This window comes from Alkalimonas mucilaginosa (assembly GCF_036327005.1).
Lineage (GTDB): Bacteria > Pseudomonadota > Gammaproteobacteria > Enterobacterales > Alteromonadaceae > Alkalimonas > Alkalimonas mucilaginosa.
This window is the reverse complement of record NZ_JAUGZK010000005.1, coordinates 110,652-123,063: the sequence shown is the minus strand read 5'-3', so window position 1 is coordinate 123,063 and position 12,412 is coordinate 110,652. Positions and strand designations below refer to the sequence as shown.

Genomic DNA, 12,412 nt, shown 5'->3' with positions numbered 1-12,412 from the left:
AGGAGATTCCAATGCGTACTATCCTTATCGCCGCTGCTTTGCTGATAGCTGCATGCTTTGCTTACATGAAGCTCACCGCCAATGGCGTTGAACGGGCTGCCGGGCAGCTGAGCTACATACCGGCTGACACCGCCATGCTTGCCGTCCAACTGGAACCTCTGGAACTAGCCCATTACCTGCAACAGCTTCAGGGGCAGTTGTCACCTCAGGATGCGCAGCATACTGTGACTATGTTGACTGCTCTGCTTAGCACATCAGATACGAACAGTGGCCACTTTTTTGCTGCTTTACTGGAACAATTCCAGCACCTGCTCAAGCAGCCTGAACACATGGCCGAGCGTACTGGTATCAAACAGGAGTTCCGGGGGTTATTTTATCTGGTTGGTTTATCTCCGGTTAGTCGCTTTGAACTGGCGGATGAGCAAGCTTTCTGGCGCTTTTTTGATCGCATCGAGCAGCAAAGTCAGCTTTGGCATCAGGCTGAAGAATTGCATGGCGTGGCGTATCGCCGTTATACCCTTTCCTCATTGAATGGGCACAATCTGGATTTGCTGGTCAGTAGCCGGGATGGCTGGGGCACCTTGGTGCTGACTTCATCCGGCTTTGATTCGGCGCATCATGCCGAAGCTCTGGCCATTCATAAACCCGTCGACGCCCTGAGCTGGAAGAAAAGCATTACACCACTGACTAAACGCTACCAATTGGATGAAGCCAGCTTTGGTATGTTGAGCAGTGCCGAGTTGTTCAAGGCCATCACCAGCAACAACCAGAATCGCTTAGCCCGTGATCTGCATGCTCTGTTTGGCGATGAACTCAGTGTGACTTTGGCCGATTGGCGCACCCCTGGCTGTCAGGCCGATACAGCCGCTATCGCAGCCAACTGGCCCGGAATTTATTTTGATAACCAGCTCAACAAACAGCCAGCGAGCAGCCGGGTACTGATTGCCAGCAGCGATAAAACCGCCATGGCGTCACTGCGCCAACTGCGTGGGTTTATTGCTCCTCATATCCAACAACCAACCGGTGATAATCTGCTGCAATTCGGCCTGGGGCTGAATGTCGGCCAGTTACTCCCTACTATTGGTGAGCTTTGGTCCGCCACCGTACATGCCAGCTTCCAATGCAAACCCTTGACTGAAGTGCAAATGGCGCTAGAAACCAGCAACCCGCTGGCAGCCATGGCCATGGTAGCCATGGGCGGTTCCATTAAAGGATTATCCCTTAGTATTCACGATGTACAGATAGATCCGGCCACACATATGCCGACGGCAGTCGATGCCTTAGTCAGCTTATCTGCCGATAACGCCCACAGCCTGTTGCATAGCCTGATGATGCTTGCACCCAACCAACTCGATATTGAACTCCCGGAGCAAGGTGTAGCAGTAGAGCTGAATGAACTGTTCCCAATGGCTGCGGCCTATGGTCTGGCTCCGAAATTACTGTTAGCCCGGGATCATGCGCTGATTTATCAGGGTGAACAAGCAACTCAGCAGGCCAAAGTGCTGGCAGGCACAGCCTTGAGCCAAAATGGGATGCTGCATTTTGGTTTGAACTATGCCCGCTTGTTTGGTGTGCTTGCCGATAGCATGGCGACAGCTGGAATGGATCTCCCAGATGATCTTGCCTCGATAAAAGATAATCCGTACCAATTGGATCTAAGTCTGGATATTGAAGCTCAGGGCATTGCCATTGAAAGCCGGATGTATCTGGATGCCAAAGCGGACTAATCCTCAGCGCCCGGCTTAGCCGGGCTATTGATGTAACCTAAGGTGTTGGTTGCAGCCGCAGTCGCTGGCAAAGTGCTGATCGTGTGAAACCAGCACAAAGCTTCCCGGCCATTGTGCCAGTTGCCTCGCCAGATAGGCTTTGGCCTGCATATCCAGATGATTGTCTGGCTCGTCCAGTAACAGCAAGGGCATTTGAGGCTGTGGTCGGGTCAATGCCAGCAGCGCCAATTTCATCCGCTCACCACCACTTAGGCGGCTTACCGGTTGCAACCACTGTTGTGTCGTTAAACCAATGGCTACCAGCGCCGTTCTGGCCTGGGTATTATCCAACAGCGGTGCCAGCCGCTGCAGGTTATCCAAAGCGCTTAGTTCAGGCTTGAGCAGGCTAAAGTATTGATCCAGATAATGGCAAGGTGACGAGCAACGCAACAGGCCGGCCGTGGGGGCTAAGCTGCCGCTGATGGTGCGCAGCAACACCGATTTGCCCGTGCCGTTATTACCCTGCAACCAGAGCTTATTACCACACGACACCACCAGGCTGACAGGTTCGGCCGAACCATAACATAGCACCAGATCCTGCAGCCTTAGCTGCTCACCCGCTTGCTGTGCTTGCGCTGGCAGTTGAAAGCTCAGCTCCTGCTCGTTGTGCTGGCGCTGCGTCAACTGGTTCAACTGCTGTTGCAAACGCTGGCGCTCGGCATCGGCCTGGCGTTTTCTGGTTGCACCGGACTGCTCGGCACTGTTTTGCCGCGCATCCAGCAACAGCTTAGACTGACTGCCACTGGCACGTTGCAACTTGCCACTGCGAGCCCGGCGCTGCGCTTTTTGCTCGCGCTGTGCAATGCTGTGTTCCAGCTGCCGCTGCTCTTTTTTACGCTGCGCCAGCGCCTGCGTCACCGCCTGCTGTTCGGCCAGTTGTTGGCTTTGGTACAAGGAAAAGCCGCCACCATAGCGCTGCAGCTTGCCTTGCTGCAGCTGATACAACAGTGGCACGGCCTCCAGCAAACAGGCATCATGACTGATCAGCAAGACAGCCCCGGGGTAAACCAGCAACTGCTGCTGAAGCCAGGCGCGGCCACTGGCATCCAAATGATTGCCTGGCTCATCCAGCAGCAACCAGTCCGGTTGCTGGCGAAACAACTGCCATAGCAGCAAACGGCTGAGCTGGCCGCCACTTAGCTCGGCACAGGGCTGCCAGACATCACCGCTAAGACCAAGGGCTTGTAATTGCGCGGCCAGCTCGTCTGCCAGGGTCCACCGCTCTGCCAGCACTTCAAAATCGGCTTCGGCGCAGCTGCCCGCCAGGATCCGCGGCAAAGCTTCCAGCGGTGCGCGCAGCTGTAGCAGATCGGCCACAGTGCCTGCTTGGCGCCAGCCATGCTGCTGCAACTGGGCAAAGTAGCCCAGACTGCCCTGGCGCTGAATACTGCCTTGCTGCAGGGCCCGTTGCCCGGCCAGCAGCTCCAGCAACACCGACTTGCCACTGCCATTGGCTCCGGTCAGCCCCTGCAAACCGGGTTGCAGGCTGATATCAAGCGACTGGAATAACAGCCGGCCATCTGGCAGAGTATAACTAAGATGATGGGCAAAAAAATACGACATACAGCCTCCTTACGGGGGCGGCATAGCCTGCAACAATCAGTAGTGGGTATCAATCACCGCAGCAAGAAACGCTGCAATGCAGGACGATGCCAGCAGACCCCCGAAAATCCAGAAATAAACAAATGCGGATTGTCAGGTGTCATTGAATCATGTCGGCATCGGCTCCAAAGCGAAAAGTGGTGAAATTCTAATCAGTGCTGCAGCAAAAGTAAAGCGTCAGGCACCAACCTCGGCAGGCGCATAATGCTGCTGATAGCTGGCAACACTGAATTTGGCACCCAACCAGAGCGCCAGCACACTGGTGGCAGCCAAAGCCAGCCAGGCCAGGGTAAAGCTTTGCAGCCAGTCACGCAGCATCCCGGCCAACCAGGGCGAAAAGGCTGCAATGATGTAGCCCACACCTTGTACAAAAGCCGTTAAGCGGCCGGCCTGTACCGGATGATCGATATGATCCATGGTAATGATCATCGCCAGCGGGAAAATACCGCCAATACCCAGGCCGATAAAAGCGACCCACAGCAACAAAGCGGTATCAGGCACCAGAGCCAGCGCAGTAAACCCAATCAGCTGCAACACGCAGAGCACCGCGATCACCGGCCGGCGATCGGCCCGTTGCGCCGCCCACCAGGGAAACAGCAAGCCCGCCACCACTTCACAAGCCGTTAAAAAGCCCAGCAGCAAGCCGGCTTGCCTGGCGCTGTAGCCCAGTTCCAGCGCATAAGGTGCCAGCCAGGCCAGCACTGAGACATAACAGCTGGTGCCCAGGGCAAAGAAAACCGCCAGTTGCCAGCTACGTGCTTTGCGCCACCAGGCAAAAGCAGGTGGGGCCGGCTGGGCACAGGCCTGTGTAGTGGATGGCCGCATCGTCCACAGCCACAACAACAAGGCCAGCAATACCAGCCAGCCCCAATGTCCCAGGCTATGACGCCAGCTCAGACTGTCAGCCAGCAGTGGCGTACTGATAGCGGCAATAGCAGCACCTGCCATAATGGCAGTGACATAAAGCCCCATCATAAAAGGTGCTTTTCCGGCAAAGCGGGCTTTGATGATGGCGGGCATCAGGGTTTGGATCATAGCTATAGCAATACCGGCCAGCAAGGCGGTGGCAATCAGCAGGCTGGCAGAGGGGGACCAAAATCGCAGCAGCGTTGCCGCGGCCAGCAGCAGCAGAGCGACTCCTATGGTGCGCTCCAGCCCTAGCGGGGCGGCCAATCGAAAGCCCACAAAGCTTAACAAGCCCATGGCGAGCACCGGCAGGGTAGTTAGCATCGAAGCGGCGCTAAAACTCAGCAACAAATCGGTTTGGATCCCCTGCAGCAGCGGCCCTATCGCCGCCAGCGCCGGTCGCAAATTCAGTGCCACCAGCACAATGGCAACCAGGTACCAGCCGTGTTTTTTCTGCAGAGCAGTCGTCATGTTCGTTGCGCCTCTAAAATCTTTTTGAAAAGTATCTTTATATAAAGATATTTTTATTGTGCCGATTTTTCGTTAAGCTGTAAAGCATCCATTGCTGCTAAAAGCTGTAACCTTCGTGATAACAGATGATTTGGATCGCATTACCGCCCAGTGGCAACGCCAGGGGATAGCAGATGAACTGCTCGCCATGCAGTTGCTGGGACGTTTTGCCCGACTGAACAAAACACTGGAGCTGGCCTTTTTGCATTGCTACGACCAGCATGGTTTGAAACAGGGTGAGTTTGATGTGTTGGCGACCTTACGCCGGGCTGGCGAGCCTTACTCCTTGTCACCCAGCCAGCTGCATCAAAGCATGCTGCTTAGCTCCGGCGCCATGAGCAGCCGGCTGGACAAGCTGGAGCAACGCCAGTTAATTGCCCGCCGTCACTGCACCGAAGACCGCCGGGTGGTACATGTCAGCCTGACCGACAGCGGCAAAGACCTGATTGAAAAAGTACTGCCGGAGCATATCGCACTGCAGCAATCGCTGATGGGCGATCTCAGCCCAGAGCAGCAGCAGCAACTGAATGCTTTGCTAAAAGTATGGCTGGCAGGGCTTGCTACCCTACCAGCGAAGGATTAATTTTTTCAGCTCAGGCTTTTACTCCCTTGTATCGGCTGTGAAACCTTCAATCCGCAGCTGACGCAAATCCAGCCCGCTGGGGTGCTGATAGACCCGCAAGCCAAACTCCGGCAAAATTGCAAACAGGTGGTCGAAAATATCGGCCTGAATGCTTTCGTACTCGACCCAGGCCACGGTATTGGTAAAGCAGTAGACTTCCAGCGGCAGGCCATCCGGTGTGGGGGAAAGTTGTCGCACCATTTGGATCATGCCCTGATGCACCCGCGGATGGCTTTGCAAATAGCGCTGCACATAGGCACGAAAAGTCCCCAGGTTGGTAATGCGACGGGTATTGACCGGCTCTTTGCCCTGCTCTTTCAGTGCCTCGTTCCAGGCTTTGATATCGCGATCCTTTTCCGCCAGATAGTCTTTCAGCAGCCGGAACCGATCCAGATGTGCCCGCTCTTCCGGTGTTAAAAAGCGCACACTTTGCTGATCAATCATCAGGCTGCGCTTGATGCGCCGGCCACCGGATTGCTGCATGCCGCGCCAGTTTTTGAAAGGATCGGTCATAAAGCGGCGGGTCGGGATGGTGGTGATGGTGCGATCCCAGTTCTGGATTTTCACCGTATGCAGTGCAATGTCAATCACATCGCCATCGGCGTTTAATTGCGGCATTTCGACCCAGTCGCCGACCCGGATCACATCATTCGAAGCAATCTGCACACTCGCCACCACCGATAAAATAGTGTCCTGAAAAATCAGCAGCAGCACCGCCATCATGGCGCCCATGCCCGACAGCAAGATTAGTGGCGAGCGGTCAATCAGCATTGCCACCATCAGCACAAAGGCGACGGTGTAGACAATGATTTTCAGCAGCTGAATGTAGCCTTTAATCGGTTTGGTTTTTGAGTTGGGCCGGCGCTCGTACAGACTGTTGACCATGGTAAGCACATTGCTGAGCGACATGGCGATGGTCAGCACAATAAAGGCATTGCTGACATTGCGGACCACTTCCACCACCAGATGCGGCAAGCCCTCAATCAAGCCGATCCCGGCCGCTAGCACCAACGCCGGCACCACATTGGCCAGGCGGGCAATGATGCCAAAATCCTGCTGCAAGGCTTGTTGGGCAAAAGGAGTGGCGTTAAAAGCTTTTGAGACAGCCCGTACCAGAATATTTTTGGTAATCCAGTTGGCCAGCCAGGACAACAGCACCAGCAGCAGCAAGCTGCCAGCCATAAAGAGTTCGGGCGAGAGTTCGCGCCAGTGTTCCAGGGTTGCAAGCCAGTCGTTCATGTCCACTCGTTAAACAGGGGAAGTTGTGGCTAGTGTAACCGATTCTTGGCAATGACAAAATGACGATAATGTAGTGCTGAATAAGCGATGGCTAGATGCCATCGCCATCGATATGCAGGCCGCATTCACGGCCAAAGCGGTTAAAGCGGGTGTCTTCTTCGCTCATGCCGGGCTCAAATTTGACGGTGGAGTGGGTATCGCCGACCGATAAATAGCCTTGCTCCCACAGCGGGTGGTAGCTCAGGCCGTGCTCTTTTAAGTCATAGAACACATCCTTATTGCTCCAGTCGATGATCGGCTGCACCTTGACCACTGTCAACAACAATCGAAAAGTGATCCACTACTCTTTGGGTTTATCCATTAATCCGGCTTGCTTCCCACTGGTTAAAAGAGTATTCAGACGCTTTTGGTGTGCACGTACATGCCTGGGTGTTCATGACCAACCATGTGCATTTGCTGTGTACTGCCAGTGATGCGCGTGGTATCAGTCTGATGATGCAAAGTCTGGGGCGGCGATACGTGCGGTATTTTAACCGGCAATACCGCCGTAGCGGCACGCTCTGGGAAGGGCGCTGTAAATCGTCTTAATGTGGCAGCGTAAGCTGACCATAATAAAAAGCTTCTGATTTTAATCAGGAGTTGTTTACGATTCAATCATGTATATGCTTGACATATCCAGTCTAATATTTATACTGACATATACAAGCGATATGCTTTGGAGGTTGACATGAAAACAGCATCATTATTTATCAACGGTCGCAGTCAGGCTGTTCGCATACCAAAAGAGTTCGAATTTGAAGGCGTTGCCGAAGTTGAAATAAGTCGTGAGGGTGATGCTCTTATATTGCGCCCAGCACGAAAAACGTGGACAAGTTTTGCTGATGCCCCTATGGCTGATGCCGATTTCCTAGCTGATCGCGTTGATGTTATTGAAGATGGGCGGGTAGTGCTTTGAAAAAGACTTACATGCTCGATACCAATATCTGTTCTTTCATCATGCGTGAACGACCTGAAACACTGCTGAAGGTGCTGCAAGGGCATGTTGAAAATAAAGATCGCCTGGTTATTTCTGCAATTACCTATGCAGAGCTGCGCTTTGGTGCCATCGGTAAAAAGGCTTCGCCAAAGCACAACTTGATAGTAGATCAGTTTATGGAGCGTGTTGACGCTGTGCTGCCGTGGGATAAAGCAGCTGTAGAGGCCACAGCGACAATAAAGCGCTATCTGGCCGAACGTGGTACGCCTATCGGTGCAAATGATGCTGCGATAGCTGGCAATGCGATTGCCGCGGGGTGCGTTCTGGTAACTAATAACACCAGAGAATTTGAGCGAGTGCCTGACCTTCGCATTGAAGATTGGTCAGCATAAGAGGATACAGTATGCCGAACGATATTGACGTATTAAACATTTCTATCGGCGATGGCTAGATGCCATCGCCATCGATATGCAGGCCGCATTCACGGCCAAAGCCGTTAAAGCGGGTGTCTTCTTCGCTCATGCCGGGTTCAAATTTGACGGTGGAGTGGGTATCGCCGACCGATAAATAGCCTTGCTCCCACAGCGGGTGGTAGCTCAGGCCGTGCTCTTTTAGGTAATAGAACACATCCTTATTGCTCCAGTCGATGATGGGCTGCACCTTGACCACGCCACGGCTGATTTCCACCACCTGCTTGTCGGCCCGGGTGCTGCTCTGGCTGCGGCGCAGGCCGGTAAACCAGCAACCGACATTGAGCTCACGCAAGGCGCGTTGCATCGGTTCCACTTTGTTCAGCCGGTTGTACTCCTTAATGCCTTCGGCGCTGTGCCACAGCTGGCCGTAACGCGCTTCCTGCCAGCCAGGCGAGAGCGCAGCGCGGTAGACTTTCAGGTTTAATCCCAGTTGCTCGGTCAGCTGATCGATAAACCGATAGGTTTCCGGGAATAAATAGCCGGTATCGGTCAGCACCACCGGGATATCGGCTTGCTGCTGCGTGACCAGGTGCAGCATCACCGCCGCCTGAATACCGAAGCTGGAGCTCAGCATCGGTTGCTGTGGCAAATGCGCCAGCGCCCAGCGCACCCGCTCTGCTGCGCTAAGCGGGGTCAGGATGCTGTTGATTTCAGCCAGCCAGTCTTGCCGGGTGGCTTCATCCTGCGTCAGGATCTGTCGAAATTTGCTCATTCTGGCCTCACTCAGGCATGAAAATCGGTTTTGGAAACTTTGACTTCCGCCACCACACCGGCGCGAATAACAAAATCGCCAAAGCACTCATCGGCCAGCCGCTCGTTGGCCCAGCGGCCAATCAGCTGATCGAGCGCAGTTAAAATCTCGCTTTCGCCGACATTATCCAGGTACAACTTCGGCACCCGGCTGCCGACCCGATCGCCGCCTAAATACAGGTTGTACTTGCCCGGCGCCCGGCCGACCAAACCGGCTTCGGCCAGCATGGCGCGGCCACAGCCGTTAGGGCAGCCGGTGACTCGCAGCACAATATGCTCATCGGCCAGTTGGTGTTTGCCAAGCAGGCCTTCCACCTTGGTCACCAGCTCTGGCAGATAGCGCTCGGCTTCAGCCATCGCCAGCGGGCAGGTGGGGAAGGCGACACAGGCCATCGAGTTCTTGCGCTGCTCGCTGTGGCCATCATCAATCAGGCCGTATTTTCGGGCCAGCTGTTCAATCTGGGCTTTTTGTTCGCTCGGCACACCGGCCACAATCAGATTCTGATTGGCGGTCATCCGGAAATCGCCCTGATGCACTTTGGCGATCTCGGCCAGGCCGGTTTTCAGCGGCTTGCCGGGGAAGTCCAGCACCCGGCCGTTTTCGATAAAGAGGGTTAAATGGTGCTTGCCATCGATGCCTTCGACCCAGCCAATGCGATCGCCACGGTTGGTAAAGGTATAGGGCCGTACCGGCTCGAATGGCACACCCACCCGCTGCTCGACTTCGCGGCGGAAATTATCCAGCCCGATGCGATCGATGGTGTATTTGGTTTTGGCGTTTTTGCGGTTGACCCGATCGCCATAATCGCGCTGCACCGTCACCACATGCTCGGCCACTTTTAAGGTGTGTTCCAGCGGAATAAAGCCCAGCTCATCGGCCCGGCGCGGGTAGGTCGAGGTATCGCCAAAGGTCATGGCCAGGCCACCACCCACCAGCACGTTAAAACCAACCAGCTGGCCGTTTTCGGCAATGGCAACAAAGTTCAGATCGTTGGCATGCACGTCGATGTCGTTATCCGGCGGGATCACCACTGTGGTTTTGAATTTACGCGGTAAGTAGGTATCGCCCAGAATAGGCTCCTGCTCGGTGGTTTCGACCTTTTCTTCATCCAGCCAGATCTCGGCGTAGGCGCGGGTTTTTGGCAGCAAATGTTCACTGATTTTTACCGCCCACTGATAGGCTTGCTGATGCAATTCCGACTGCACCGGGTTGGAAGTGCAGAGCACGTTGCGGTTGACATCGCCGGCCGTGGCGATGGAGTCAATGCCAATCTCATGCAGGAACTGGTGCATCGGTTTGATGTTGGGCTTCAGCACGCCATGGAACTGGAAGGTCTGGCGGGTGGTCAGCCGGATACTGCCGTACATGGTTTTCTCGGCGGCAAAGCAGTCGATGGCCAGCCACTGGGTTGGGGTGATAATACCGCCCGGCATCCGGGCCCGCAGCATCACATTGTGCAGCGGCTCCAGCTTTTGCGCCGCCCGCTCGGCGCGGATATCGCGGTCATCCTGCTGGTACATGCCGTGAAAACGGATCAGCATAAAGTTATCGCCGTTAAAACCGCCGGTGATTTCGTCCTGCAAATCGGTAGTGATGGTGCCACGCAGGTGATCGCTGTCGGCCTTTAACCGCTCGTTATCAGACAGCTTGCCCTCGGCAACAAAAGCTGGGTTGATCGGATACTGGCTCATTAATACACATCCTTCTGATAACGTTTGGCTTGCTTCAATTCATCTAAATACTGTTCGGCCTGCTCCGGGCTTTTGCCGCCGTGCTGCTGGATAATGGCCAGCAGGGCCTGGTGCACATCTTTCGCCATCCGGTTGCCATCGCCACAGATGTACAGGTGAGCGCCGCGTTCCAGCCAGGCAAAGACGTCGCTGCCTTGTTTTAGCAGCTTGTGCTGCACGTAGATTTTCTCGGCCTGATCGCGGCTAAAGGCCACATCCAGCCGGCTCAGCAGCCCTTGCTTCAGATACCGCTGCAACTCAACCTGGTACAAGAAATCCTGGGTAAAGTGCGGGTTGCCAAAGAACAGCCAGTTGTCGCCGCTGGCGCCGCGCTGCTCACGCTCTTGCAAAAAGGCGCGGAAAGGGGCGATGCCGGTGCCGGGGCCTACCATGATGATTGGGGTGTCGTCGTTGACCGGCAGACGGAAGTTGTCGTTTTTCTCGACAAAGACCCGCACCTGGTCGCCTTCGGCCAGCCGCTCGGCCAAAAAGCCGGATGCGCCGCCTAAATGGGTGCTGCCAAAAGCGTCGTAGCGCACCACGCCAACGGTTAAATGCACTTCGTCTTCCACCTCGGCTTGCGATGAGGCAATCGAATAAAGCCGGGGCTGTTGCTTGCGCAGCGCATCCACCAGCTGCTGGGCGCTTGGCATGCCCGGGTATTCGCGCACGATGTCGATGATTTGCCGCACTGCCAGATAATCCCGCAGCGCTGTTTTATCCGCAGCAAGCACTTTTAAGGCCTCGCTGCCAATGGCGGCGGCGTACTTGTCGACAAAGGCCGGGTACGACTGGGTCAGCTCCAGCTGGCAGGTTAAGGCCTCAGCGATGGTGAGGCGCTGCTCGCCGAGCCGCACCGGTGCGGTGCTGGCAATGGCGGTGATTTGCAGCAGCTCGCGAACCAGCGCCGGATCATTGTCGAAATAGACGCCAAGTGCATCGCCCGGCTGGTAGCTCAGATCCGAGCCAGCCAGTGAAATTTCGATATGGCGCACGTCTTTGCTGGAGTCTCGACCGGTGATTTTCTGGTTGGTGTACAGCTCAGCGGCAAACGGCTGTTGCTTGCTGAAGCTGCTGGCAGCGGCGGCGGTTTGGCCCGGCCAGGCAATGACCTGAGCACCACTGGCAGGCGTCGCACTTTCTTTAAACTCCGGCTCAAGCACCTCAATTAACGCCTGATTCCAGCTGATGGCGGCGCTTTCGTAATCGACATCCAGATCCTGCCGGCCTTGCAGTGGCTTAGCGCCCAACTCAGCCAGTCGCTGGTCAAAATCCTGCGCTGTTTTGCAGAAAAATTCGTAGCTGGTATCACCCAGGCCAAGCACGGCGTATTTCAGCTGTGGCAACTGCGGCGCTTTTTTGCTGAACAGGAACTTGTAGAAGGCTTCAGCATTCTCTGGCGGCTCACCCTCACCGTAGGTGGAGGTAACGATGGTCAGGAATTGCTCGTTCTTCAGCTGATTGGCCTTGTAATCGGCCATATCCATCAGGTTGACCGCCCACTGTTTGGCCTTAGCCTGCGCCGCCAGTTGCTCGGCGACATGGCGGGCATTGCCGGTCTGGGAGCCATACAAAATGGTCAGGGTCGCTGCCGGGGCTGCACTGGCAGCAGGCTGCTGCGGCAAAGCGCCACCGGCCAGCTGGGCACTGGCCGCCAGATAGCCACTGACCCAGGCTTGCTGAATGGGATTAAGCTGGCTAACCAGCCCCTGCAACTGCTGCACCTGCTGTTCCGACAACGGGCTGGCCTGCGCGACAAGAGAAGACAAAAGCATAACGACACCTGTTCGATGATAAGGACGCTAGCATAGCCGTCTATATGGATGCGCGTAAAAGA

Annotated in this window: 10 protein-coding genes and 2 pseudogenes; 5 read left to right on the top strand and 7 right to left on the bottom strand. The window is 55.3% G+C overall.

From position 1 onward, the window contains the following. Positions 1-11 precede the first annotated feature (11 nt). Positions 12-1,727, top strand: a complete 1,716-nt coding sequence (locus tag QWF21_RS08760) for a hypothetical protein (protein WP_330087671.1) — start codon at positions 12-14, stop codon at positions 1,725-1,727. Between the two features lie 24 nt (positions 1,728-1,751). Here QWF21_RS08760 and QWF21_RS08755 read toward each other — a convergent pair whose 3' ends face one another. Beyond that, positions 1,752-3,329 carry an ATP-binding cassette domain-containing protein gene (locus QWF21_RS08755; protein WP_330087670.1) on the bottom strand — a complete coding sequence of 526 codons (1,578 nt, stop codon included), beginning with the start codon at positions 3,327-3,329 and terminating at the stop codon, positions 1,752-1,754. 216 nt (positions 3,330-3,545) lie between these two features. Next, positions 3,546-4,745 carry an MFS transporter gene (locus QWF21_RS08750; protein ID WP_330087669.1) on the bottom strand — a complete coding sequence of 400 codons (1,200 nt, stop codon included), beginning with the start codon at positions 4,743-4,745 and terminating at the stop codon, positions 3,546-3,548. Positions 4,746-4,860: 115 nt separating this feature from the next. Here QWF21_RS08750 and QWF21_RS08745 point away from each other — a divergent pair, with 115 nt between their 5' ends. Continuing rightward, positions 4,861-5,367 carry a MarR family winged helix-turn-helix transcriptional regulator gene (locus QWF21_RS08745; protein WP_330087668.1) on the top strand — a complete coding sequence of 169 codons (507 nt, stop codon included), beginning with the start codon at positions 4,861-4,863 and terminating at the stop codon, positions 5,365-5,367. 18 nt (positions 5,368-5,385) lie between these two features. Here the strand turns inward: QWF21_RS08745 and QWF21_RS08740 are convergent, their stop codons facing one another. Together QWF21_RS08740 and QWF21_RS08735 are read right to left on the bottom strand one after the other, a co-directional pair. Continuing rightward, positions 5,386-6,645, bottom strand: coding sequence for a mechanosensitive ion channel family protein (locus QWF21_RS08740; protein ID WP_407935278.1), 1,260 nt, complete (start codon positions 6,643-6,645; stop codon positions 5,386-5,388). A 91-nt stretch (positions 6,646-6,736) separates the two neighbouring features. After that, positions 6,737-6,955: pseudogene (locus QWF21_RS08735) on the bottom strand (phosphoadenosine phosphosulfate reductase domain-containing protein); the annotation flags it as partial. 53 nt (positions 6,956-7,008) lie between these two features. On the opposite strand from QWF21_RS08735, the pseudogene QWF21_RS08730 reads away from it, so the two are divergent. From QWF21_RS08730 to QWF21_RS08720, 3 genes and pseudogenes are all read left to right on the top strand, one after another. Then, positions 7,009-7,227 (top strand): annotated as a pseudogene (locus tag QWF21_RS08730) (transposase); the annotation flags it as partial. A 145-nt stretch (positions 7,228-7,372) separates the two neighbouring features. Then, the gene (gene vapB, locus QWF21_RS08725) at positions 7,373-7,600 is read left to right on the top strand and encodes a type II toxin-antitoxin system VapB family antitoxin (RefSeq protein WP_330087667.1); all 228 of its coding nucleotides are present in this window, start codon (positions 7,373-7,375) and stop codon (positions 7,598-7,600) included. Beyond that, positions 7,597-8,013: a PIN domain-containing protein gene (locus tag QWF21_RS08720; RefSeq protein ID WP_330087666.1), complete on the top strand. Its 417-nt coding sequence runs from the start codon at positions 7,597-7,599 to the stop codon at positions 8,011-8,013. The genes vapB and QWF21_RS08720 overlap by 4 nt, the downstream gene beginning before the upstream one ends. A gap of 55 nt (positions 8,014-8,068) precedes the next feature. Here QWF21_RS08720 and QWF21_RS08715 read toward each other — a convergent pair whose 3' ends face one another. Genes QWF21_RS08715 through QWF21_RS08705 form a run of 3 tightly spaced genes read right to left on the bottom strand, consistent with a single transcriptional unit; the run spans position 8,069 to position 12,350 of the window. Continuing rightward, positions 8,069-8,806, bottom strand: a complete 738-nt coding sequence (locus tag QWF21_RS08715; protein WP_330087665.1) for a phosphoadenylyl-sulfate reductase — start codon at positions 8,804-8,806, stop codon at positions 8,069-8,071. A gap of 11 nt (positions 8,807-8,817) precedes the next feature. Then, positions 8,818-10,536 (bottom strand): assimilatory sulfite reductase (NADPH) hemoprotein subunit, encoded by a 1,719-nt coding sequence (gene cysI / locus QWF21_RS08710; protein ID WP_330087664.1) that lies wholly within the window; start codon positions 10,534-10,536, stop codon positions 8,818-8,820. Next, positions 10,536-12,350 carry an assimilatory sulfite reductase (NADPH) flavoprotein subunit gene (locus QWF21_RS08705; protein WP_330087663.1) on the bottom strand — a complete coding sequence of 605 codons (1,815 nt, stop codon included), beginning with the start codon at positions 12,348-12,350 and terminating at the stop codon, positions 10,536-10,538. Before QWF21_RS08705 ends, cysI begins: the two co-directional genes overlap by 1 nt. Between the last annotated feature and the right edge of the window lie 62 nt (positions 12,351-12,412).